This is a genomic window from Actinoplanes sp. G11-F43 (assembly GCF_050589265.1).
GTDB lineage: Bacteria > Actinomycetota > Actinomycetes > Mycobacteriales > Micromonosporaceae > Actinoplanes.
Genome location: NZ_JBNZCE010000051.1, coordinates 49,910 through 74,046, shown reverse-complemented (window position 1 = coordinate 74,046; position 24,137 = coordinate 49,910). Strand labels below are relative to the sequence as shown.

The 24,137-nt window shown below is 68.7% G+C and carries 22 protein-coding genes and 1 tRNA gene; 14 read left to right on the top strand and 9 right to left on the bottom strand.

Annotated features, from left to right (window positions below; genetic code table 11):
* Positions 1-411: a hypothetical protein gene (locus ACQ0O7_RS40940; RefSeq protein WP_430791107.1), complete on the bottom strand. Its 411-nt coding sequence runs from the start codon at positions 409-411 to the stop codon at positions 1-3.
* 287 nt (positions 412-698) lie between these two features.
* Positions 699-1,430 carry a hypothetical protein gene (locus ACQ0O7_RS40935; protein WP_430791105.1) on the bottom strand — a complete coding sequence of 244 codons (732 nt, stop codon included), beginning with the start codon at positions 1,428-1,430 and terminating at the stop codon, positions 699-701.
* Between the two features lie 238 nt (positions 1,431-1,668).
* On the opposite strand from ACQ0O7_RS40935, the gene lysX reads away from it, so the two are divergent.
* The 5 genes from lysX to ACQ0O7_RS40910 are packed head-to-tail and all read left to right on the top strand — an operon-like array spanning position 1,669 to position 9,983.
* On the top strand, positions 1,669-2,547 hold the full coding sequence (lysX, locus tag ACQ0O7_RS40930; protein ID WP_430791103.1) for a lysine biosynthesis protein LysX: 879 nt from the start codon (positions 1,669-1,671) through the stop codon (positions 2,545-2,547).
* Positions 2,544-3,632 (top strand): M20/M25/M40 family metallo-hydrolase, encoded by a 1,089-nt coding sequence (locus ACQ0O7_RS40925; RefSeq protein WP_430791101.1) that lies wholly within the window; start codon positions 2,544-2,546, stop codon positions 3,630-3,632. Before lysX ends, ACQ0O7_RS40925 begins: the two co-directional genes overlap by 4 nt.
* 40 nt (positions 3,633-3,672) lie before the next feature.
* Positions 3,673-7,740: a non-ribosomal peptide synthetase gene (locus ACQ0O7_RS40920; protein ID WP_430791099.1), complete on the top strand. Its 4,068-nt coding sequence runs from the start codon at positions 3,673-3,675 to the stop codon at positions 7,738-7,740.
* A 10-nt stretch (positions 7,741-7,750) separates the two neighbouring features.
* On the top strand, positions 7,751-8,902 hold the full coding sequence (locus tag ACQ0O7_RS40915) for an acyl-CoA dehydrogenase family protein (RefSeq protein ID WP_430791097.1): 1,152 nt from the start codon (positions 7,751-7,753) through the stop codon (positions 8,900-8,902).
* Between the two features lies 1 nt (position 8,903).
* On the top strand, positions 8,904-9,983 hold the full coding sequence (locus ACQ0O7_RS40910; protein WP_430791095.1) for an acyl-CoA dehydrogenase family protein: 1,080 nt from the start codon (positions 8,904-8,906) through the stop codon (positions 9,981-9,983).
* 4 nt (positions 9,984-9,987) lie between these two features.
* On the opposite strand, the gene ACQ0O7_RS40905 is transcribed toward ACQ0O7_RS40910, so the two are convergent.
* The 7 genes from ACQ0O7_RS40905 to ACQ0O7_RS40875 form a co-directional block, all read right to left on the bottom strand.
* Complete coding sequence (locus tag ACQ0O7_RS40905) at positions 9,988-10,698, bottom strand: response regulator (protein ID WP_430791093.1); 711 nt, start codon at positions 10,696-10,698, stop codon at positions 9,988-9,990.
* Positions 10,699-10,843: 145 nt separating this feature from the next.
* Positions 10,844-13,675, bottom strand: a complete 2,832-nt coding sequence (locus ACQ0O7_RS40900; RefSeq protein ID WP_430791091.1) for a BTAD domain-containing putative transcriptional regulator — start codon at positions 13,673-13,675, stop codon at positions 10,844-10,846.
* A 438-nt stretch (positions 13,676-14,113) separates the two neighbouring features.
* Entirely contained in the window at positions 14,114-15,121 is a 1,008-nt protein-coding gene (locus tag ACQ0O7_RS40895) for a hypothetical protein (protein ID WP_430791089.1), read from the bottom strand.
* 125 nt (positions 15,122-15,246) lie between these two features.
* Entirely contained in the window at positions 15,247-15,468 is a 222-nt protein-coding gene (locus ACQ0O7_RS40890; protein ID WP_430791087.1) for a hypothetical protein, read from the bottom strand.
* 288 nt (positions 15,469-15,756) lie between these two features.
* Positions 15,757-15,942: a hypothetical protein gene (locus ACQ0O7_RS40885; protein WP_430791085.1), complete on the bottom strand. Its 186-nt coding sequence runs from the start codon at positions 15,940-15,942 to the stop codon at positions 15,757-15,759.
* A 75-nt stretch (positions 15,943-16,017) separates the two neighbouring features.
* Positions 16,018-16,124 (bottom strand) — tRNA-Lys (locus ACQ0O7_RS40880).
* A 257-nt stretch (positions 16,125-16,381) separates the two neighbouring features.
* Positions 16,382-17,596, bottom strand: a complete 1,215-nt coding sequence (locus tag ACQ0O7_RS40875) for an MFS transporter (RefSeq protein ID WP_430791083.1) — start codon at positions 17,594-17,596, stop codon at positions 16,382-16,384.
* A 303-nt stretch (positions 17,597-17,899) separates the two neighbouring features.
* Here ACQ0O7_RS40875 and ACQ0O7_RS40870 point away from each other — a divergent pair, with 303 nt between their 5' ends.
* From ACQ0O7_RS40870 to ACQ0O7_RS40830, 9 genes are all read left to right on the top strand, one after another.
* Positions 17,900-18,703 (top strand): glycosyltransferase, encoded by an 804-nt coding sequence (locus ACQ0O7_RS40870; RefSeq protein ID WP_430791081.1) that lies wholly within the window; start codon positions 17,900-17,902, stop codon positions 18,701-18,703.
* A gap of 2 nt (positions 18,704-18,705) precedes the next feature.
* Positions 18,706-19,290, top strand: coding sequence for a hypothetical protein (locus ACQ0O7_RS40865; RefSeq protein ID WP_430791079.1), 585 nt, complete (start codon positions 18,706-18,708; stop codon positions 19,288-19,290).
* Between the two features lie 143 nt (positions 19,291-19,433).
* Positions 19,434-19,814, top strand: a complete 381-nt coding sequence (locus ACQ0O7_RS40860) for a hypothetical protein (RefSeq protein ID WP_430791077.1) — start codon at positions 19,434-19,436, stop codon at positions 19,812-19,814.
* Positions 19,765-20,244, top strand: coding sequence for an ATP-grasp domain-containing protein (locus tag ACQ0O7_RS40855; protein ID WP_430791075.1), 480 nt, complete (start codon positions 19,765-19,767; stop codon positions 20,242-20,244). The genes ACQ0O7_RS40860 and ACQ0O7_RS40855 overlap by 50 nt, the downstream gene beginning before the upstream one ends.
* Positions 20,241-20,942: a PIG-L deacetylase family protein gene (locus tag ACQ0O7_RS40850; protein ID WP_430791073.1), complete on the top strand. Its 702-nt coding sequence runs from the start codon at positions 20,241-20,243 to the stop codon at positions 20,940-20,942. Before ACQ0O7_RS40855 ends, ACQ0O7_RS40850 begins: the two co-directional genes overlap by 4 nt.
* Complete coding sequence (locus ACQ0O7_RS40845) at positions 20,939-21,472, top strand: NUDIX hydrolase (protein ID WP_430791071.1); 534 nt, start codon at positions 20,939-20,941, stop codon at positions 21,470-21,472. The genes ACQ0O7_RS40850 and ACQ0O7_RS40845 overlap by 4 nt, the downstream gene beginning before the upstream one ends.
* A complete protein-coding gene (locus tag ACQ0O7_RS40840) occupies positions 21,453-22,352 on the top strand; it encodes a nucleoside hydrolase (RefSeq protein ID WP_430791069.1) in 900 nt (299 codons plus the stop codon). Before ACQ0O7_RS40845 ends, ACQ0O7_RS40840 begins: the two co-directional genes overlap by 20 nt.
* Positions 22,342-23,145 carry a glycosyltransferase family 2 protein gene (locus tag ACQ0O7_RS40835; RefSeq protein ID WP_430791067.1) on the top strand — a complete coding sequence of 268 codons (804 nt, stop codon included), beginning with the start codon at positions 22,342-22,344 and terminating at the stop codon, positions 23,143-23,145. The genes ACQ0O7_RS40840 and ACQ0O7_RS40835 overlap by 11 nt, the downstream gene beginning before the upstream one ends.
* A complete protein-coding gene (locus ACQ0O7_RS40830; protein ID WP_430791065.1) occupies positions 23,142-23,954 on the top strand; it encodes an HAD family hydrolase in 813 nt (270 codons plus the stop codon). Before ACQ0O7_RS40835 ends, ACQ0O7_RS40830 begins: the two co-directional genes overlap by 4 nt.
* Positions 23,955-24,137: the final 183 nt, after the last annotated feature.

Here is a 24,137-nt window from a genome sequence, read left to right as displayed (position 1 = left end):
TCAGAGTCCTCCGCGCTGGACGGTCACCGCGAAGACGTGCAACGCGACGTTGCGGGGCATCAGGAAGCCGGTCAGGTCGGCACGCCGGGTGACGGGCACCCGCTGCGCCCACATCAGTGCGGGGACTCCCCGTTGCACGTGGTGCGGGTAGTGCATGACCAGGCTTTCGAACGCCTTGACCTCGCCGAACCAGGCCGGTGCCGCCCAGAAGTCGGAGATCCGCAGCGGCTCGGCATCGACCGATCCGTCGGCGAAGCTCAACTCGACGGTGTCCTCACAGCGGCGTTCGGCCGCGGCCAGAACATGGATCCAGTCGTAGCGGCCCGGTGCGACGTCGATGAACTGCCCGGCCGCGCGGATGTTGTCCGGTCCGTCGCAGACCGGCGGGAACGCGAATGGCACGCCGTCCACGTGGACGAGGCTTCCGCCCGCCGGCAGGTATTCGGCCGCGAACGAGTTGCCCCACACATTGAATGCTGCCGCCCGGGTGTCCGTCGCAGCGGAGATGGCCGTATTGTTGCGATGACCGGATACGTCGACCGGATCACACAGCCCCGCTTTGACGGACGCCAATGAAATGTCCGTCACGTGATACACCTCACCTTAATTTCCGTCCAATAATTTCAACCTAGTCCGGCGGAAAGCGTTTTTCGTCAGCACCACGTTTATCCCGGCGTTGAACCGCCGGGGCGCGCGCCTCACGGCCGGAGTGCGACGGCGCGCAGCTTCTCGTAGTAGGGCTGGTGGTAGTCGCGGTAGGCGCGCAGCACCGGGTCCGCCGCCACCGTCGCGACCCCACTGCCGGTGCCGCGCCGGAAACCGGCGGTCCGGCTGGTCGACGTGTGCCACCGGCTGGTCGCCCGCCATTCCGGCCGCATGCCCGGCTCCCAGCTCAGCGCTCGCGGCAGGAAGGGGATCCCCACCGCGGAGCAGTACGCCCGCACGGTGTCGGCCGGCCGGTCGAGCAGATCGTCGGACTCGATGACGACGGGCGTGACGCCGGTGGCGGCCTGCGTGGCCGCGAAGATCTCGTACAGCCGGGCGATCCCGATCTCGTCGCGCCCCAGGCCGGGCTTGAGCGCATGATGCGACGCGATGGCCGCTGCCGGATCGCGGATGATGAAGGTGTGCGTCGCGGACGCGAGGAACTCCCGGTCGGCGAGCAGCTCCGGGTAGTGGAAGTCGGTGGTGTCCTTGAAGAACACCGGCCGTTGCGCCGCGACGGCCGGTAGCGCCGTGAGCACGTCCCGCTCGCTGTGCGCGACCCGGTCGCCGACCTGCGCGGTACCGAAGTCGACCACCTGGGAGAACGGCTCGTGCACAACGGTGTGATCGCCTCTCTCGGTCATCATCCTGGCGAATGCGGTGGAGCGTGACCGGGGTGCGCTCCACAGCGCGAGCACCGGTATCCGTACCGGCAGGTTCCCCACGTTCTTCTCCTTCTCCTAGGCGATGCAGAACCATTACGGAGGGCATTCGAATCGCATCCAGAGTGGCATACGGCCAGGCCTGAGGGGGTAATCAGAATTGGTGATCACATTGGCCGGAAGTAAACGCCACGTGTCCCCGTGAATGATTTATTCGAGGACGCTCGGGGCGCTGAACGCGTCGTAGTTTCGTTTCCAGGCAAGGTCGCGGTAATGCCCAGTGCCCAGGAACGGAGACGACGTGTCAGCGACATCCCAGCGCCCAGGCGAGAGCCGGATCGCGGTGCTCGCCAGCAGGGTCGGCGCAGACGAGAAACGGCTGTTCGACGCTCTCGACCGGCGCGGAGTTCCGTTCGAACACGTCGACACCCGCCGGCTGTGGTTCCGGGCGGGACCGGGCGGTCTGCCCTGGGACGTCGCGCTGAACCGGGAGATCGGGCAGGTTCGGGCGGCGTACGCGGCCCGCTGTCTCGCCTCGGCGGGCGTCGAGGTGGTCAACAGCGTGGACGCCACCGAGGTGTGCGGAGACAAATGGCGCACCACGACGGCACTGGAAGCGGCCGCGGTGCCGACTCCGCGCACCGCGCTCGCTCTCACACCCCAGGCCACCCTCGACGCCTTGGAAGCCATCGGATACCCGGCGTTGATCAAGCCACTGGTCGGCTCCTGGGGCCGCCTCGTCGCACACCTGCCCGACCGCGTCAGCGCCGAGGGAGTTCTGGAGTACCTGGCCGCACTGCCCGGCCCGCAGTCACACCTCGGGTATGTGCAGGAGCTGATCGACAAACCGGGCCGGGACATCCGGGCCGTCGTGGTGGGTGGCCAGGTGCTGGGCGCCGTCTACCGGACCGGGGAGGCGCTGCGCACCAATGTCGCGCTCGGCGGGAAGACCCGGCCGTGCGAGGTGACCCCGGAGATCAACAAGTTCTCGATCGATGCCGCCGCCGCGGTCGGGGCCGACATCGCCGGAGTGGACCTGATCGAGGACCGGGACGGCCGGCTCCTGGTGTTGGAGGTCAACCACCGGGTCGAGTTCACCGGATTCCAATCCGCGCTCGCCTCCGAGGTGGACGTCGCGGGTCACATCGTCGATCACCTACTGGAACGGGCGCAACGATGAACTGGGCGTTCACGTCTTCCGGCAGCGTCACCGAGACGTACGCCATCGGGTTGCTGCGCAACATGCTGGAGATTCCCTCCGTCTCGTATCACGAGCGCGACCTGGCCGACTATCTCGTCGCCGCGATGACCGACCTGGGATTCCGGGCGCACATCGACGGCGTGGGCAACGTCGTCGGCGTCATCGAACGCGGTGCCGGCCCGACGGTGATGCTCCTCGGGCACATGGACACCGTGCCCGGCGTGCTTCCGGTCCGCCCGCTCGACGGCCGGCTCTACGGCCGCGGCGCGGTGGACGCCAAGGGCCCGCTGGCGGCGATGATCTGTGCCGCGGCCGGTGCGGTGGACTTCCGCGGCCGGCTCGTGGTGATCGGCGTCGTCGAGGAGGAGACGCCTCGATCCCGCGGCGCGATGGAGATCCGGGACACCTTCGAGCGGCCGGACGCGCTGGTCGTCGGCGAACCGAGCGGCTGGTCGAGCGTGGTACTGGGCTACAAGGGGAAGCTCGATCTGCGCTACACCGTCCGGTGCCCGGCCACGCATCCGAGCAACCCGGCTCCGAAAGCCTCCGAGCTGGCCGTGGTCTGCTGGAACGCGCTGACCGAGCTGCTCGGGCCGGACGCCGGCCACGGCGCCTTCGACCAGCCGGGCGCGACCCTGTGCCAGATCAACGCCGACCTGACCACGGCGACGGTGGACCTCAGCGTCCGCATTCCGCCGGGGTTCGATGTCGAGGATCTGCTCCTCGGGCTGCGCGAGCGGCTGCCGGCCGGTGAACTACAGGTGCTGAACGCGGTCACGGCCTGCCGGGTGGGGCGCGCCGATCCGGTGGTCCGCGCCCTGGCCTCGGGTATCCGGCGGTTGCACGCGCAGCCTCGCCTGGTCGTCAAGACGGGCACGTCGGACATGAACACCCTGGCCGAGGTCTGGGACGTCCCGATGGCCACCTATGGGCCGGGCGACAGCAGTCTCGATCACTCCGATGAGGAGCACATCATGCTGTCGGACTTCAAGCGCGGCATCGACGTGTTGACGATCGCCATCTCGGAACTGGCGCACCTGCCCGTCCGCTCGGGCCACCTCTGAACGCGATACCGCAACCGAAGGGAGCCGGCAGGTGACCGATATGAGCCAGCGCTTGGCCGCACTGCCCGCGTCACGCCGCGCGGATTTCCTCGCCCGGCTCCGGGCCCAGGCGCAAGCCGCGGCCGGACGGGGTCCCACACCACGCCGGGACACGGGCCCGGTACCGCTGTCGACGGAACAGCAGACCCTCCGCTTTCTGGATGAGCGGGCCGGAGACGGCTCCGTGCCGGGCGAGCCGCTGTGCGTCCGGCTCCGGGGAGACCTCGATGTGGAGGCCCTGCGGTCGGCACTGACCGCGGTGGTGGCCAGGCACGACGCGCTGCGGACCACGATCGTACGGCGGGAGGGCGTACCGGTACAGGTGGTCGCCGCCGAGATTCCGGTCGAGCTGCCGTTGACCGATGTCGACGGCGCCGACCACGAGCAGCGGCTCAGCGCGGCCAGGGCTCTCGCCGAACGGCTGGTCCGTACGCCGCCCGATCCGGGGCGGGCACCGGCCTGGTGGGTGGCCCTGATCCGGGTCAGCCCCGACGATCACCTGTTCCTGCTCGACGTATCCCGGATGGTCTGCGATGACTGGTCGCTGGGGGTGCTCGCGCGGGATCTCGCGGACTTCTACCGGTCCGCCCTCACCGGAGGCGCCGCGCGTTCACCGGAGCGCGTCGTTCAGTACCCCGACTACGCGCTCTGGCGGAAGGACGGGTCCGACAGCGGAGAACTGGACGATCAGGTCGACTACTGGCGTGCCACGCTGGCGGGCGCCGAGACGCTGGAGTTCCCGACCGACCGCCCTCGCGGTGACATCGGGAACGGGCTCGGTGCGGGTGCCGATTTCACGCTCGGGGCCGACGGCCTGGACCAGGCGGGCAGGCTGGCACGGGAGGAGGGCACTACCCCGGCCGATGTCCTCCGGGCTGTGTTCCTCGTCCTGCTGCGGCGCTATTCCGGCCTTGACGACCTGGTCATCGGATACCCGGTGACGAGCCGCCGGCACGAGTCGCTGTCCGCGGTCGCCGGGCAGTTCACCAACCTGATGCCCCTGCGGGTGGACGTCTCGGGCGACCCCACCTTCCGCGAACTCGTCCGGCGGGTCGGGCGGGTGTCGGAAGAGGCGTCCGAGCACCACGCCCTGCCGTTCGGCAGGCTCGTCGAGGCGATCGACGCCGCTGCCGACCCGTCCCGCCCACCGGTCTTCCCGATCCTGTTCGACGTACGGGCCCCGGCTCCCGTGCCGACGCTGCCCGGACTCGTCACATCGCTCGAAACGATCCACGGCGGTGTCTCCCGGTTCGACATGAGCTGGCGCCTGACCGGGCCGGATGTCCTCGGCGGTAGCGCGACACTCGCCGTCGACTTCGACACCGCACTGTTCGACGCGGAAAGCATCGCCCGACTTGTCCGTCACTACGACGGACTGCTGCGGACCCTGACCGCGGCACCGGACGACCCGCTGTCAGCGGCGGAGATGCTGAGCCCCGCCGACCGGCGGCTCCTTGCCGAGTCCGCCCACGGCCGGGCACGCCCGGTCCGGGACACCACCATCGTCGAACAATTCGAGGCATGCGTACGAGAGACGCCGGACGCCGTGGCGGTCGTCGTCGCCGGCGTCGAGACCAGCTATGCCGAGCTCAACGCCCGCGCCAACCGGCTCGCCGCCCTGTTGCGCGAGCGCGGCGTGACGCCGGGCGCCCGGGCCGGTCTGTGCCTGCGCCGGAACCTCGACCTGATCGTCGCCATCCTCGCGATCCTCAAGACCGGCGTCGCCTACGTGCCGCTCGACACGACGCATCCCGCGGGCCGGGTCGCGGAGATCGCCGCCGACGCGGGCCTGTGCACGGTACTCGCGCACGCCGAGGTGGCCGCGGCGGTGAGCCAGGTGCGCGTGCCCGTCCTGACGCTGGACGACGTGCGAGCGGAACTCGCCGGAATGCCGGACCACGATCCCGCGCCCCTGGCGAAGCCCGGCGACGTCGCGTACGTCATCTACACCTCCGGCAGCACCGGAAAACCGAAGGGTGTGCTGATCGAGCACCGCGGAGTGGTGGCCTTCACCGACTCCACCCGGGAACTGTTCGAGATGACGCCGAAGGACCGGATCCTCGGGTTCGCGTCGGTGACCTTCGACGTCTCGGTCTTCGAGATCTTCTCCGCGCTGTTGACCGGTGCGCGCCTGTACCTCGCCACCGAGGACGAACGCCTGTCCGTGGACCGGATCCAGGCGCTGATGGAGCGATCCGGCATCACCGTCATCGACCTGCCGCCGACCGTGATGCCGCTGCTCACCCCCGAGCGGTTCACCGACCTGCGGATCGCGTTCGTCGGCGGCGAGGCGTTCAGCGGTGAGCTGGTGAACCGGTGGAACCCGGGCCGGCGCCTGTTCAACGGGTACGGACCGACCGAGTGCACGGTCACGATGATCGTGGAGGAGTGCTCGGGCACCTGGGACACCTCACCACCGATCGGTCTGCCGATGGCCAACCACGTAGCCCATGTGCTGGACCGCGAGCTGCGTCAGGTGCCGGTCGGGGTGCCGGGGGAACTGGTGATCGGCGGGGCCGGCCTGGCCCGCGGTTATCTCAACCGGGACGAGCTGACCGCGGAGAAGTTCATCCCCGATCCGTTCGGCACCGCGCCCGGCGGCCGCCTGTACCGGACCGGCGATCTGGTGAAACGGCTGCCGGACGGACGGCTCGTCTTCCTCGGCCGGATCGATCAGCAGGTCAAGATCCGGGGCCTGCGCATCGAACTGGGTGAGGTGGAGTCGGCACTGGCCACCTTCGACGGCGTGGGGCCGGTCAGCGTACGGGCATGGGCCGACGACAGCGGGGACAAGCACCTGGTCTGCTACCTGACCGGCGTCACGGTGGAGCGGGTGCCGACGATCCGCGAGCATCTGCGGGCGCTCCTGCCGTCGTACATGATCCCGTCGTATTTCGTGGTTCTGGACGAACTGCCGCTCACCGGCAGCGGCAAGGTCGACCACCGCCGGCTGCCGGCGCCTGACCGGACCGACAGCGGCGCCGGTCCGGCCGGCGAGGCCCGCACCGGGACCGAGAGAGTTCTCCTGCACGACCTGCTCACTCCGCTGCTGCGGACCGGCCGGCTCGGCGTGCACGACGATTTCTTCCTGGCCGGCGGCAACAGTCTGCAGGCCGTCCAGCTGATGTCGGCGATCAAGCGGCGGTTCCGGGTGGAGATCTCGCTCGGCGACTTCTTCGTCTCGCCCACCGTCGCCCACCTGGCCGCGACCGTCGACGCCGCCCGGGCCACCCGGCATGCCGACGGCGAGTCGGTCGACACGCTGCGCGGCCTCACCGGCGGCGAGGACGCCCGGGCATCGGTGGTGATGCGCGCGGGCGGCCCGGCGCGCCTGGTGCTGCTGCATCCGTCCGGCGGCGAACTTTTCTGCTACATGCCGGTGATCAGGGCGTTGCGTTCCGGCGTCGAGGTCGTGGGGTTCGCCGCCGACCCGGCCGACGCCGCCGTGGACCCCGCGGACGCCATGGTGACGACCGCCGGCCGGATCGTACGGGCGCTGATCGCCGCCGGCCCGCCGGAATCGTGGTGCCTGGCCGGCTGGTCGTACGGCGGCGTGCTGGCCTTCGAGGTCGCCCGGCAGATCGAGGAGCTGACCGGAAGCCGACCGTCGTTGGTGCTGCTGGACGCCGACCCCGACGAGGACACCCACCCGATCGACGAGCCGACGACACGTCGACGGTTCGTCCACGACGTCGCCCGGCTGGCCGGACATGACGATGCGGCGGTGCGCACGGTCCCGGAGGATCCGGCCGCGGGCCGTACCGAGGCCGGCGAGACACTGCGGGCGCTCGGTGTCGAGCTGGCGCTCACCGAGCCGGAGCTGGCCGCCCGCTACGAGACCTTCCGGGCCTGTGCCCAGTCGATGCAGGCCTACCGCCCTCCGGGGCCGTACGGCGGGCCAGTCACCGTGCTGGCCGCCGGGCCGGACACCGCCCTGGCCGAGAAGTGGCGCGGCGTGTGCACCGGCCGGTTCCGGGTGGAGAGCGTGCCCGGCGACCACTACACCCTTTTCGCGGAACCGGCACTGAGCCGGGTCGTCGCGGCGATCGAAGAGTCGCTCGCCTCCTGAGGAGACCTCCATGCGGTTCGGATTCACCGAGGATCAACAGCGGTTCCGGGCGAGCGTACGAAAGGCGCTGCGCTCCGAGCAGGTGCGTGCCGCGGCGGTCGCTGCCACCGGCGCGGACGGTGTCGAGCCGGACGGCCGCCCGCTCTATCGCCTGCTCGGCGAACGGGGACTCCTCGCCACGCACTGGCCGGTCGAATTCGGCGGGCAGGCCCGGTCCCTGAGCGACGCCGCCATTGTCGCCGAGGAGTTGGTACGCGCCGGAGTGCCGGACACCCTGCACGTCAACACCATTCAGATCGTCGGCCAGTTCATCCTGATGGCGGGCGACGCGGAACAGAAGCGCCGGCACCTGCCCGGGCTGGCCCGGGGCGAGGGCTTCGCGTCGGTGCTCTACACCGAGCCGGACGCCGGTTCGGATCTCGGCGCGCTGCGGACCGTGGCCGAGCCGGTCGACGGCGGGTACCGGATCACCGGCACCAAGGTGTTCAGCCTCAAGACCCGGTTCGTCGACCTGGGGCTCTGCGCGGCCCGCACGTCCACCGGCGCCGGGAAGTACCACGGCATCAGTCTGTTCCTGGTCGACATGCACGCTCCGGGTGTGCGGGTGTCGGTGATCCCGGGCATCAACGACGAGCACTTCCACGAGGTGGAACTGGATTCGGTGTACGTGCCCGATGCGGACCTGATCGGGCCGCGCGACGAGGGATGGCCGCTGCTCAACGAGGCCCTCACCATCGAACGCACCGGCCTCGACTACTTCCTCAAGGGCGAGCATTGGCTGACGGCCGCGCTGGCGGCGCTGACCGATGGTTCGAACACCACGTGCGACGCCCATCTGGAGACGATCGGCCGCTTCCAGGGGGCTCTCGCGGCCGACCACACCCTCGCCTGGGAGGTGCTGACCGGGATCGAGACCGGCCGGGTCGATCCGGTGGCCGCCGCCGTCGCCAAGTACCACAGCAGCGAGCTCGCGCAGAGCATCGCCGGGTGGGCCGTCGACATCCCGAGTCCCGCGCAGCGGGCGAGCCGTACCCCGGCAGCGGTGACCCTCGACTCGGCCTACCGGGAGGCCCCCGGGTTGACGCTGTCGGCGGGGACCTCGGAAGTGATGCTGCAGATCATGGCCGCCGCGCTCGACTCCGTCGGAGAGGAGAAGCACTGACATGGACCTGACCCCTGACCCCCTGCTCATCGAGGTCCGCAAGGCGCTGGGTACGGCGCTCGCGGCGGTCCCCGTGCGGCCGGAGGTGCACGGCGCGCCGGTGTTCGACGGCCGATCCGGCCCCGCCCGGGCAGTGCTCGACGAGCTGGGTGTCGCAGACTTCGAACGGCCCGCTTTCGCCGGTGGACTCGACCTCGGCCTGACGGCGGGTGTTCTGGTCAGCGAGGAACTCGGCCGGGCGGCGTGCGGGAACCCGTACCGGGCCGACGCGATGGCAGCCGATGTGGGCTGCCATCGCGTCGGCGTCGGCCTGGCCGGACTGGAAACGCTCGGGACCGGGCACGGCGTCGCCGCGGAAGCGTCCACGGACGGCTGGGAGCTGACCGGCGCGGTCACCGTCGACGATCCGGCGGCCGTACTGCTGCTGGTGGCGGTTGCCGAAGGCTTCGGCGGACCGGTTCTCGTCGCGGTCCCGAGAGAGGCGCCCGGGGTCACCGTGCACGCCGAGTGCTGGCCGCCGGTCGCCCGGTTCGCGGCCACCCCGGTCGCCCCGGCGGACGTGGTCGGCGAGCTGGACCACTTGGCCGCCGGGGCGCTGGCCCGGGCCCGGCTGCGGCAGGCCGGCTACCTGCTGGGAATCGCCGACGGCGCGCATCGGATCGCGGTGCGGTACACCGGCTTCCGCCGACAGTTCGACGTGCGGCTGAGAGACCTGCCCGCAGTCTCGTTCCCGCTGGCCAGGGCCATGGTGGCGGTACGCGCGACAAGGGCGGCGGTATACCGGAGCGCCTGGATGGCCGACAACGAGCCGGGCACCGTCGGTACCGAGCCGATCATGGCGCTGGCGATGGCCGCGGAAACGGCACGGGAGGTGGTACGGCTGAGCATGCAGAGCTGTGGGGTCCGCGCGATGACCGCGGAACTGGGTCTGCACCGCTACTTCCGGCTGGCCGCCGCCGAGTCATCCCGGTACGGCGATCCCGCGGCGCTGTGGCGAATCGTCGGCGCCGAGTATGTCCGGGCGGCCCGGGCCACCGCCGTCGGCCCGGGGCTTCCGGCCGCGGCGATGGCGAGGGCGTAGCGGATCACCGGGTTCGCGCCCCCGCCGGTGCCAGGACGCGGTCGCCGCCGAAGGGCTCATCCTCCTGGATGAGCCCGGTGCGGTAGGCCAAGGACACCAGCTCGGCGCGATCGCGGACGCCGAGCTTGGTGCGCACCCGGTAGACGTGGGTCCGGACCGTGGCCTCGCCGATGACGAGTTCGCGAGCCACCTCCTCGGTGGACATGCCCCGCGCCACCATCCGGACCACCTCCCGCTCCCGGGTGGTCAGCTCGTCCGCGCCCGGGTGCGTCAGCGCCTCCTGCGGCTGCGGCTGGGCCCGGAACCAGTGGACCAGGCGCTGCGCGATGCTCGGTGCCAGCACGGTCTGCCCGGCGGCGGCCGCCTGGATGGCGGTGATGAGTTCCTGCGGCCGGGCGTCCTTACCGAGCAGGCAGCTCACGCCGGCGTGCAGCACATCGCTCACGGTCCTGTCCGCGTCCGACTCGGTGAACACCACGATGTTCGGCGGAGTGTCCTCCTTGGCGACCCGGCGGATCATCTCGAGACCGGAGATCGTACGCAGGTTGAGGTCGGTGACCACGACATCCGGCCGCTGAGTGCGTACGAGAACGATGGCTTCCATGCCGTTGTCGGTCGTACCGATGACATCGATGTCCGGGACCGCGTCGAGCAGGGTTCGGAGACCGTCCCCGATGACTGGTAGTTCGTCACAGATGAGTACCCGGATGGTCACTGTCTTCCCTCCGACAAGACGGAGCCGATCCCTGGTGAGGGTTGGCCGTGCGACTCCGTCGATGCTTCCGGTTCGTCTTCCCGGCGCGTTCCCCCGGCGATACCCGTACGGTCCCCGCAGGTCAGCCGGTGCGTCGGCACCGACCTCAGAAACGCCGGCGCAACTGTTCCGGGAAGCTGATCTCCTCGAAAATCGGTTCGATCCGGTCACGGAGCTGCCGCGCGGCCTCCACCTCGCCGAGTGCGGCCGAGACAGCGGCCAGGCCGGCCATGGCCCAGGCCTCGTTGTAGCGCAGGCCGAGCTTGCGGCTCAGTTCGACGGCCTCGGTGAACAGCTGCCGGGCCGTGTCGAGCTGGTTCTCCCGAAATGCGTCATCGCCGAGCAGATCCAGGACGGTGACGCGATCCATGGGGGAGGTGTTGGGCGCCTCCATCGCTTCGGCCGCCTCCCGGGCGAACTGCGCGGCCGCATCGTGGGCACCGGTCGCCCGGCAGGCGGCAACGATGCGGGCGAGAATGATCGCGGTGGACAGCGACCCACCGAGCCGGCTCTCCCACTCCAGCGCCTCGCTGAGCGTCTTGAGCCCCTCCTGCGGCAGGCCCAGCCCGGTCTGCGCGGTGCCGAGGTTGACCAGCGCCATGGTGAGGGTGCTGGGGTCGCTCAGCTCCCGGTTGACGGCGACGGCCGCCTCGGCCTGTGTGACGGCCTCGCCGTGGCGGCCGAGAACATTGAAGATCCAGCTGAGGTGGAACCGGGCCTCCGCCACCTCCTTGAGGTTGCCGGCCTCCTGATGCATCAGGAGGCTGCGCTCGAGGTGGTCCACGGCGGGCCGGAAATCGCCCACGGTGGAATAGAACGTGCCGAGACGGCTCAGGCACACCGCCTGCCCCGCCTGGTCGCCGGCCTCCGTGGCCACGTCCAGGGCCTCGTGCAGCCGTACCAGGCCGGCCTGGAGATCACCGCGGTGCCAGTAGGCGACGGCGAGGTTGACCAGGCTCATGCGGAGCGAGGTCGGGTCGCCGATCTGCCGGGCCGAGTTGACACCGAGGTCGGCCGCATCGATGAACGCGTCGTTACGCCCCCGCAGGTGCAGGTGGTAGATCAGGTTGCGGACGCCCTCGACGACCTGGCCGTGCATGCCGCGACGCGCGGCCTCGGCCAGAACCGGCAGGATGTTGCGGTATTCGACATCGATCCAGGCCAGAGCCCGGTTACGGTCGGTCAGCTCGGGAAGCGCTCCCCGATATTCGGGCAGGACCAGGGAGAGGCGACTGCGCCCGGGGAAGGCGGCGTCCGCGGCCCGCCCGATCACGCTCCGGTAGTAGTTCACCAGGCGTTCAAGGGCGGCCGCCTCCCCCTTCGGGTCATTCGACTGCTCCAGCACATGGGTACGGACCAAACTGTGAAAGGTGTACCGGTCGGCTCGCTGAGGCTCCATCAGGTGGTTGTCGAGCAGCAGCTCGACGATGTCCTCGGTGCCGTAGACGTCGAGGCCGGTCAGTGCGGCCGCCGCATGGATCTCGATGTCGTCACCCGGGTGCAGGCAGAGATGACGCAGTGATCGGAGCACCTCCGGCCGCAGTGCTTCCAGCGAGGAGTTGATGCAGGCCCGGATACTGCGGTCCTCCACGGAGAGTTCGACCAGCTTCCTGGACTCGTCGGAGAGCCGATCCGCCAGCCGGGCGATAGTCCAGTGGTCACGGCTCAGCAGCCGGGCGGCACTGATCCGCAACGCCAGCGGAAGATGCCCGCATCGGTCCGCGAGGCGCATCGCCGCCTCCGACTCGGCCGCCACCCGCTCCCGGCCGAGCACCCGCTCGAGCAGTGCCAGGCTCTCCGACGGAGAGAGCACATCCAGTGAGACGGCGCGGGCGCCGTCGATTCCCTTGATCCGGATCCGGCTGGTGACCAGCACGGTGCTGTCCGATGATCCGGGCAGCAGTTCGCGAATCTGCGCGGCGCTCTCCGCGTCGTCGAGGACGAGAAGCATCCGCCGGTTGACGGTCACCGCGCGCCACCGGGCGACACGTTCCTCCGGCCGGGCCGGGATGTCGTGGCCGGGGATGCCCATCAGGCCGAGAAGGACGCCGAGCGCCTGATGGGTGTCGACGGCGCTGCGATCCGGAGAGAAACCCTGCAGGTCCAAATAGATCTGGCCGTCCGGATGGGACTCCTGCAGGAAGTGCGCGGCGTGGACGGCCAGCGAGGTCTTGCCGCTGCCGGCCATCCCGTCGATCAACACGATGCGCAGTCGGCTGGGCCCGAACCGGGTGGGCTGCCCCGCCGTACAGACGGCGTCGAGCGCCTCCTGACGGCCGGTGAAGTCGGGCAGGTCGTACGGAAGTGTCGTGGGAGCACCGGGTGTCTCAGCATTCGGCGGCAGCGCCGAGATCAGCGCCGTCGACTCCCGGCGACCCTCGCCGGAGACGCTGAGGCTGGGGTCGTTGCGCAGAATCCGCTGGTGCAGGTCGACGAGTTCGGCGCCCGGCTCGATGCCGTGCTCGTCGCTGAGCAGGTGTTGAATGCTCTGGAACTCGGCGAGCGCGTCAGCCTGCCGACCGGACAGATACAGGGCTCGCATCAGCTGCCCACGCAGGTATTCCCGGACCGGGCTGGCGTCCACGGTCTCCCGCAGGTCGCCGATCAGGCCGCTGGCCTCGCCGAGTTCGAGGCGGATCGTGAACAACTGCTCCAAGGCGGTGAGCCGGCGTTCCTCCAGCGCGATGCTCATCGCATCGATCGCCGGTCCGCCCTCACCGCCGAGCACCGGCCCGCGCCACTGATCCAGAGCGATGCGCAGCTTCGCGGCAGCCGAGCGCAGATCGCCCTCCTCGGTGGCGCGGCGGGCATCGTTGAGTGCCGCGTTGAAGATACCCAGGTCAAGTGCGTCTTCGGGGATTCTCATGCGATAGCCGACGCCCGAGGTGGCCAGCATGTCGGTCATGCCCGGCACGCGCTTGCGTAGGTCGGAGGCCATCTTCCGGACCTGGTGAGCGGCTGTGTCCGGGCCGCCGTCCTCCCAGATCGTCGGGACCAGGCGGGAGACCGGGACGACCCGGTCACGGTTGAGTAGCAGATAGACAGCGAGGCGCTCCTGGAGCGGACCGCGTAAGTTGATGGGATTTCCGTCGGCCCAGCACTCGAAGGAGCCGAGCACAGCGAAACGTACGTTCGATCGCGTAGCGAAGGCTATCGGCCCTTGATCCACGTGATTTCCCCCTGGTCACGTCCCCCGTTGGACCAGGCGTGTCATCTAACTTGAGTTCTCCGTCAGCTCTGACCGCAACCCGTATGCAGTGATGACTCCGCCCAGGTCATGATTGGTTCAGAGATTTTTATACAGGACCCCGGCAGCGGTACGCCATCGATGGGAGAAAGGCCACGATGGATGGGAAAAGCCTGCGTCCGGGGCTGTTCAACCCACCAGACGGTACGTGTCCGCCGGCTGGAAACCGGACCGCGTGGCGTCGATCAGGACGTCGACCAGGCGATCGAAATCGACCTCCAGACTCTTTCCCGGATGCAGCCGCCCGGCGCTCAGCTCGTCGACGTACTGATGCTCGATCTCCTTGAGACGGTGAAGGTGGTGCTGCAGACCGAAGCCCTCGACCCGGATGCCGCGCCGGTGGACCGGGGACAGATCGAGCGCGGCGGAACGATCGCCGGGATGGGCCGGCGAGCCATGCAGCCAGGCGATTCGGCCGAGATCCCGGACCCAGTGCAGGGCGTCGGCGAGCGATGTTCCGGCACCTCCCACGACCGCGGCGTCCACACCGGCGTGCCGGAACGGGGATCCGGTCCCATCACCCTGACCGGGGCGGGATTCGAAGACGGCGTCGAAACACGACTGCTGGGCGGCCATGCCGGCACCCCCGGGCGAGGTCACCCCGCCGACGATCCGGGAAGCGCCGAGCATCCGGGCGATCCTGGCGGTGGCGGTGCCCACCGGGTCAGCCGCCCCGGCGATGAAAAGTGACTCGCCGGGGCCAAGTTTCAGAACACTGGTGAGGCCGACGTGGGCGGCCAGTCCCGGCAGGCCGAGAACGGTGAGATAGGCGTCGACCGGCACCCCGGCCGGCGGCCGGAGCACCCGCGTCGAGTGACCGCCCCGGGGCAGCGCCGAATAGGTGCTCCACCCCCCACGATGGGCGATCAGAGAACCGGGTGGAAGGTCGGCGCTCCGGGACGCGACCACCTCGCCGATCAGCGAGCCGGCCGAGACGGCTCGGTGCAGGGGCCAGTGCCGGGCTGCCAGAGCGGCGGGATGCGGGTCGAGGGCCACATATCGGTTGTGCACCAGGACCCATCCCGGCGGCAGATGTGGTGCCGGCATGTCGACGATCGCGAAGTGCCCACGCTCCAGAACGCCCTCCGGCCGGGAGACCAGCTGAACGGACAGGCCCTGTCGCGCGACTCCGTTCACCGATACCCCACGGACTGGCGGCCTTCGACGGGTCGGGGCGCCGCCGATCGGGACATGCTGGGCGTTCCTCTCAAGAGGCGGAAAGGTCGGCACTCTGCCGGGGATGAATGCATGATGCTTGAGTTTCAGGAGAGACGATCCGGGCCCGGGTTGTTCGCGGTGCCGTAGACGATCACGTTCGGCCCGGGGTTGTTCATATCGACGGTGCTCAGGGCGCGGACGTCGCTCGTCGCGGTCGCCGGGGAGGTGACGGCCTGCACAGCGGCGACACCCACGCCGACGATCGCCGCCGAGGCGACCGCGGACAGCGTGATCTTAGTAGCGAGGTTCCGGGTGACGTTCGACATCTGAGTTCCCTCATCGCATCCACTGCATCGGCGAGCGGTGCCACCGGGCGATCCACTCGGTGCCAGGCCCGTGCCCGGCGACGGGACGATCATTACGAGGGGCGTTACCATGCCATTCCCGTCGCGGTCCCTCGCGTCATCCGATCCGGGGCCTGTTGCGCCACTCGCCGTTGTGCGCCGAGCGGCGGCACTCGCTGCCGGTGATCTCAAGTCATCGGGAAGCCGCAACGGCAGGATCAGCCATGTTCAGCGATCGCCACAGCCTTGAACATCGCCTTGATCACTGATTTACCGGCACATCGCGCCGGCGTGCCGGGACACCCGGCCGTCGCCGCGGTCCACGCATAGTTCGTCGTTGGAGCGGTCGACCCAGTACGCCTGCCCGGCCCCGATGAAGGTCGGCTCGTCCAGGTGGAACCACCGGTCGACCATGTCGACGAGCAGGAGCCGCTCGGCGATCACGCGCCCGGTCATCATGCCCCCTGGAAGTCGTGCCCCAGAAATAGAGCCGGCCAGCACCGGCGAACCAGTACTGACCAGGTCAAATAGTGGGCCGCCAGGGACTCGAACCCTGAACCTATGGATTAAAAGTCCCTAGCGGCGCACAGTCTTCAGCCAGGTTGAGAATCGGACTTAACACTCGCACAATCCGGCCCCATCCGGCAACGTCCGGCCTCATCCGTGGCACGTTCGGCGGACTCGAAGGGCTTCAGATTGACGTAATCCGGCCCTGTCCGGGTACGTCCGACCGGGGTGCGGAACATCCGAGCGACCGTGGAGCGACCGGTGGATCGTTTCTGGAACTGCTGCGGGCTCGACCGTCGGGCATGCTCTTTCCCGGCGCCAAGACTCTAGGCAGTACTCGTATGGCCCGCATTGTCAGACCTAAACCCGCGAAGCTGTCCGGGGATGGTCACCGGGTTGATGTCGGGGCCGGTTCTCGAACGTCGAGCCGGCGGACCGCGGCGCCGATCAGGCACAAGCTCAACCCGTACACCAACAGCAACGCGAAACCGCCCATGTGCCCATGGGTCTGCACTGCGATGCCGCCGACCAGGCCGGACAGGGCGATGCCGGCTGCGCTCAACGCCGACATGAGGGCGAATGATTGGGTGAGTAGGCCGCTGCCGACGTGTCTCTCGATGAGGGTGCCGGTGATGATGATGGCGGGACCGACCCCGAGCCCGACGGCAAAAAGGGCGGTGAAGTCCAGTACGGGGTGCGGGGCCAAGGCGGCTACGGTTCCGCCGGTGGCGACCAGAAGGCCGCAGACGGTGAGGCGACGCCAGATCGGTGCCGACCAAGTGATCATGCCGTAGCCGGCACTGGAGACCAGGCTGCCGACGCTCAGCGTCAGGTAGTAGACGCCAGCGAGACCAAGCGCGTCGTCGGCACTGGCCAGCGCGGTCACGGCCAGTTGGGTGGTGCCGAAGAGCAGGCCGAGGATCACGTTCACCAGCCCCATGGTCAGCACCAGCGTCCGGACGCGGCTGACCGACAAGAGACTTCCGCGCGGTTCACCGTCATGGTTGTTGACCGGCGGCATAGTCCGCGGTTGGAGGACCAGCAACACGCTGGCAACGACGACCAGCGTGCACGCGGTTGCCAAGCCGCCGGTGGAGGAGAGTGCGACCACTGCGGTCGAGGCGGCGAGCGGTCCGACGATGAACGCGACATCGTTGGCAAGCGACTCCAGCGACAGGGCCGCCTCGATCCGCCGGTCGCCGTGCAGCAGATGGCTCCAGCGCGCGGCGGCTAGAGCGCCGAGTTGCGGAACGGTCAGACCGGCCAGTGCCGCTGCAGGCATAGCCACGACGGGATGCGCACTACGGGCGAGCGCGATGATCAGGGCGACCATAGCCAGCAGGTGCAGTACGGCGACGACTGGTAGCGCGACACGCTGACCACGGCGGTCGATGAGGCGTCCGACCAGAGGGCCGCCGATGGCCTCACTGGCTGCGAAGGTTCCGCCGACCAGGCCGGCGCGCACGTAGCTGCCGTAGCCCTCCACCCCGGCCAGGATCACGCTCAGGCCATACATGGAGACTCCGAGCCTACCGAACGCTGTGGTCGCGAAGAAGGCTGCTGCTCCGGGAATGCGTAGTACCTGACCGTATGCGATGGGCATCAAATCCCCCTTTGGTCTTCTCCAGAGCTGGCCGTTGTTACCCAGGTCGAGGACGACGCTAACAAAAGATCTTTTTCGGATTCCGGAAAATACCTGTAGAGGTACTGCTCAGCGCGACAGAAGAGCCTCGGATACGCGGTGCCGGGGTTGCACCGAGATCGGGTCTCGCTACAGTGGACATCGATGCCGATCACGGGGGAAGCGATCTGCGCAGCTCATCTTCGCCGCAATCTGAGCGGTCCTGCCAGACATCGCGCGCCCCGTCCTGCCTGACCACGTGTCTAACAGGAAGGGTTTCTTTCAGTGGTACCGAATGTCATCCACTTCGCATTCACCTCCACCGGCAGTTCAGAGTTGCCGTTCTCATTCGTGCACTATCTGGCGGTAGCCAGTGCGGTGCACTATGGCGACCCCGACCGGGTGGTGATCCACGTCCTGCAGCCGCCTGGCGGCCGTTGGTGGGATGCCGCAGCCGAACTCGCCGAGGTCCGCGTCACCACCACCCCGGAGGCCGCCTTCAACTGCACGTTCCACCATCCCGCGCACCGCGCTGACGCCATCCGGCTGGACACCCTGGAGCGTGAGGGGGGCATCTTCCTCGACCTGGACGTCATCACCATCCGGCCATTCACAAAGCTGTTGGACAATCCGGCCGACACGATCCTCGGTTTCGAAGACACTTTGGCGCTGTGCCCGGCGGTCATCCTGTCCCGGCCGCGAGCGCCGTTCATCCGACGGTGGATCGAGGGATACGACCCGCAACTCTCGGAATGGCAGGGCTTTCGTTCTGAGGGTTTCGATGAATTCTGGGGCGAAATTTCCACCCGTTATCCCAAGTACCTCGCACAGAAGCATCCTGAGGAGGTATCCCTGGTCCCGTCACACTATTTCTATCCGGTGCACTGGCGCCGGGCCAGCTGTGAGCGCCTTTTCTATCCACCGGAGGCAGGCGGCCTGGACGAAGGCGAGCTGAAGGATTCCTACTGCATTCATTTGTGGGAGACCGGAAGCTGGGCGGAACGCCTGAGGACGCTGGATCCATCATCGGTGCGCAATGGGAGAACCGTACTCGATGCCGTGTTGTCGCCGCTGTTGAAAGGACTGTGAACATGCCCGTTCGCCGCTATGAGGACGATCCATGGGCGTCGACGGTGAGCAAGCGCGGGCTCGCCTGCGACGAGTTGATCTCCGCTCTGCAGAAGTACGTACGGCGCAGCGAGACCGAGGAGTGCCTGCTGATCGCCCGCGAGATGTACGAGACCAGTGAGGAACTCGCGCATCACCTCTGGGAGCGCCTGGTCTTCATCGCTTCCGCCGACGTCAACGATGGGACCTTCCTGGCTCCCGTGATCGTCGAGACGTTGCGCGCCCAGTGCCTGCGCCAGCCCTGGGCGGAGCAGCAGGGCTGGCTGTTCGTCGCGCAGGCCGTGCGCTACCTGTGCCAGTCACCGAAGGACATGACCACCGAGGACATGTGCATGTGGGGTCACCACGTCATGACCGAAGGGCTGCGTTCGCCGCGGATCCCCGAATACGCGATCGACAACCACACCCGCCGCGGCCAGTTGGCGGGGCGGGGCGTCAAGCACTTCCTAGAGGTCGGGTGCCAGGTCACCAACGAGGTACCGGGGCGTGACACGTCCTACCGCGCGCGTGTCCTGGAATTCGTCGACCGGCACGAGTGGAAGGAATGACGTTGGGCCGCCTATTGGTCAGCGGAATGGGGGGCGCCTCCGGCTACGCCGTTGGGCTCCTGGCCAGAGACCTGGGCTTCGACCCACTCTGGGGCGACACCGATCCGCAGACTCCCGCACTGCTGCTGGAGCCCAGTCGCGCGGTGCTTCTGCCGCACGCCAAGGATCCGGACTTCCTGGACGCGTTCGACGAGGTTTGCCGCCGTCACGACATCACGTGCATGAGCCCGAACGTCGACGCTGAGATCGCCCGGCTGGGTTGTGCCGCGGCCGCCACCGTACGCGAACGGGTGCGGGTGTGGTTGCCGGCCGACGACATCGTTGCCTGTTGTCTGGACAAACAGCGATTCGCCGAGTTCCTGGAGGCCCGCGTGCCCGAACTGGCTCCCCGCCGGTTTGGTTCGGACGGCGAGTTCCCTTCGGCGGGAGTCGTGGTCAAGCCACGCACCGGCAGCGGGGGGGCGGGGTGTCGAGGTGTGCCGGACCCCCGAGGAGATGCGGCGGGCGCTGCGGGCGTGTCCTGACGCTCTGGTGCAGGAGCACCTGGTCGGACCGGAGTTCTCCGCCGATTGCGTGTCCGACGCGGACGGCCCGTCGCTGGTGCATCTGCGGCTGCGACACCGGACGCGAGCCGGGATGTCCACCGTCACCGAAGCCTTCACCGACGCGGACTTGGAGAAGGCGATCATGCGGGTCCTGGGTGATCTTCGGTTCGCCGGGCCCAGCTGTGTGCAGGGGTTCCTCACTCCGGAAGGCCCACGCCTGACCGAGGTGAACGTCCGTTTCGGTGGTGGCTGCGCGCTTTCGCAATTCAGCGGCGGTGGGCTGGTGCAGACCTACTTGCGCGCCCTGGTGTCCGGCGAGCCGCTGCCGGCCGAGAACTTCCGGTACGCGGCCGGCGCCAAGTTGGTCCGTCCGCTCGACTTCCAGTACATCCCGGAGGAACTGTCATGACCGTTCTTGTCATCGCACCCCATCCCGACGACGAAACGCTCGGCTGCGGCGGCACGATCGCGGCACTCGCCGCCGCCTCCATCGAGGTCTACATCATCGCGGTGGTCTGCCACGGCTCCAACACCGGCGATCTGGGTGAGCAACGGCCTGCCAACAGGTCCGAGGAGTTCCACACGGCGTGCAAGGCACTCGGCGCCACCGGTTCCGAGGTGGTGTTCGAGCCGTCGATGCACCACACCCTGCACGACCGGCAGGCGCTGCTGGTCGCGCTGCTGGAAAGTGGCTGCACCTACGCTATCGACAAGGTTCGCCCCGACACCGTGCTGATCCCCGCCGAAGGCGCCTACCACCAGGACCACCAGGTCGTACACGCCGCAGCGCTGGCTGCCTGCCGTCCGCGTGGGATCGGTAGCCACACACCGCCCAACGTCCTGGGCTTCTACGGTCCCGAGGACGAGTGGCGCGCGCAACCCAAGGTCACCCCCGCCTTCATCGAGGTGACCGACGTGCACGAGCGGAAGATCGAGGCGTTGCGCAAGTACTCACTTCAGCTACGTCTGCCTCCGCACCCGCGATCGATCGAGTTCGTACAGGCCGCGGACATGGTCAACGGCGCACGATTCGGCGTACCGGCCGCCGAGGTGTTCACGCCGTACCGCCTGGACCTGGCGGGAGCGCTGGGAGTCTCCGCACGATGAGCGAGTCGCCATTGCAGCACTGGAGCTGGGCGCAGTCGGTCGTCCGGTTCACCACCGTGCTGCCGCCTTCCGAACTGGTTCAGGGCACGCGTGCGGTTGCCTGCCACCGCGACGGCCGGGTCGCGGTCTGCGTCGACGGCGACGGGAGGGCGCTGCTCCCTGGCGGTACGCGTGAGCGTGACGAGCCGGCCGAGGAATGTCTGCTGCGAGAACTGGCCGAAGAGGCGGGCGTGCTGGCCGCCTCCCGGCCGCACTGGTTCGCCGCTCACGTCGGGCTCAGCTACCACCGGGTGCCCTATCGCGACTACGCACCGTTCCCGCTCAAGGCCTGGCTGTGGGGCTTCGTGCTCATCGATGAGGTCGGGCAGCCGCGAGGTTCGGCCGACAGTTCGCCGGAGGCGGAGACGGTGTCGGCCGTGAAGTTCCTGCCCTTCGACGACGCGTTGGAAGCCGTGCGCGACAGCCCGCGAGGCTGTGCCGATGCCCTGAGCCAAGCGAGAGGACTTGCCGATGCTCATTGTCGATACTGACCTGGAAGAACTGAACGACGACGCCTTCGCCCTGCACTTCCTGCTCGCGTCGGGCCGCGTCCCGGATCTGGTGACGACCATCTTCGGGAACACGACCCCGCAACGTTCGGCCGCTCTCGGCCGGCAGAACTTCCCCGTACCAGTCTCCCCCGGTGCCGCCGTGCCGCTCGACTGGACACACGACCGCGCCAGCGCTCTGCGAGCCGCAGTCGAGGCGCTGCCCAGGGGAGCCTATGTGGCCGGCCTGGCCGCCGACGGGCCACTGTTCGCCGCCAGCCGGCATGACATGGGTCCCGCATCCGCCGACATCGCCGGTCGGCTGTCCGGTGATCGGGCGGCGACCGTCCTCGCCCTGGGGCCACTCACGAACGTGGCGGAGGCCTGCCGCGGCACCGCACCTGGCTCCCTCGCCCGGCACGATCTCCTCTTCTGCGGCGGCAGCCTGGAAACCGGCAACATGACGGCGTTCAGCGAATTCAACGCGTTCGCCGATGCCGAGGCGGTCAACGTGGCATTGGCGGGCAATTGGCGCTCGGTCACCGTGGTTCCGCTGGACGTCACCGCCACCGTCGACTTCGGCGAGCCGGAGATCGAGCGTCTGGCCGCCTCGGGGTCTGCTTTCGGCAAGGCGGTCGCTGCGGCCTACACCGGCCGCTCGCTGATGTGGGATGTGGTGGCCGCAGTGCTGTACCTGCGCCCCGACGTGATACGGCAGTCACGGACGCTACGGCTGAAAGCGCTGACCGAGCCGCCGCACTTCGGCCGTCTGGTTCCCGCCGAGCCACCGGTGCCAGAGGTCACCGTGATCACCGACGTTGACGCCGGCGCTGTACGGGAGATCTTCGTCCGCGCCTTCGAGGAGGCTACCGATGAACACTGACGTCACCGTGGTCATCCCAGTTCGCGACGACCCGCTGGTCTTCCGCTGTCTCGCCTCGATCGATGTCGACATTCCCGCGGTGGTGGTCGCCAACGGGTCCACACCGGAGTTCCTACGCTTACTCGAGCATGTCTGCCGCGGCAACGTACGCCTGGTGGTGTGCGAGCAGCCAGGGATCGGCACCGCCTACAACGCGGGGATCGCCGCCGCTGACACCGACTGGGTGCTGCTGATGGACTCCGACTGCGTGTTCCGTCAGGGAGCACTCACCGCCATGCTCAAGCACGCCGACGGCGAGCGGATGGTGAAGGGTCGCGTCGAGTTCGAGGGCACCGGCTGGCAGACCCGGCTCACTGCCCGCGCCCGGCGCTGCTGCGAGGATCCGCTGCTCACTGGGCGGGTTAATGCGTACAGCCCGCCGTTGCTCTACCCGAAGGCGATCGTGGGCCGCATGGATGGCCGGCACTTCGACGACCGGCTCGCCTGGCGCGAGGACCGTGACTTCGAGCTGCGGCGCCGCAAAGCAGGGCTACCGGTCGTCTTCGAGCCCGACGGCGTGATCGTGCACAAGCCGCTGTCGATCCGGCAGGACCTGGCAAGTGTCCGTAGCTACGGCGGCGGGCAGCGACGCGGGGAGCGATTGGGGATTCTCCCTCGGTTCACCGCCCGTCACGAGCTCCGTAAGGTTGCACGAATAGGCCGTCGCGCCATCCGGCAGGACGGCCCAGCCGTTGCCGCGTACTCGGTGTCTCGATACCTGATGCTGTGGTGGGCCAGGGCGGTGACGAGATGATCCAGGCTCTGGCATGCGACCTCGACGGCACCCTGGTGCCTACCGGAGGGCGGATCGCCCCGTCCGACGTGGCGGCACTGGTGGAGGCGGGCCGGCTCGGTGTCCGGCGCGTCCTGGTGACTGGACGCCCGTCACGCTGTCTCGACGACGTACCCGACGTGGTCGCGCTGTTCGAACGCACGTACGCCTGCAATGGCGCGGAGGCGGTGGCACCCGACGGGCGCGTCATGGTGCGGCACGCCTTGACCGCCGCACAGGCGCTGGACGTCACTACGCACATTCGCCGGCTGTTGCCTGACGCCGCGTTCGCCGTCGAATACGGAACCCACTTCGGCTACGAACCGCGATACTCCTACTGGCCAGCGACCGATCGATGGCCCGACTCAGTCGAGGCGCCGATATTCTCGCTCCTGACCGGCTCCGGACCGTTACTGAAGCTACTGGTGAAAACAGACCTGCCGACCGCCGAGCTAGTCCGATTGATCCTGGCGGCGTTTCCTCGGCTGACCGTCACGCACTCCAACCCTCAGGGCGTCCCCGGCCCGGTCGAGATCCTCGCCGGTGGCGCCACCAAGGCGAACGTCGTACGCGAGTTCGCCGATTCTGCCGGGATCGGGCTCGGCGACTTCGCGGCCTTTGGAGATCGCCTCAACGACCTGCCCATGTTGCGTATCGTCGGGCACCCGGTGGCGGTGGGTGCTGCGGATCAGCCAGACCTTGCCGCATTCGAGCAAGTCGCCACTGCTCCCGCCGATGGTGTGGGCGGATGGTTGCGCCGCTGGCCGCCCCTCACTCGGGTGCCGGGTTGAGAGGCGGTATGCCGCCTCTCAACGTGTCTTGAGCGTGGTGGCTGCCGGTCCAGTGCACGGGCGCGGGTGTCGGCAGGATGACGGCCCAGTTGCTGCCGAGGCGGCACGAAGCCGTGACGCCCGCGCCGGGCCCGGAGCCGTGTCTCCAGCGGTGGGAGTAAAACCGGCTCCGGGGACGACACG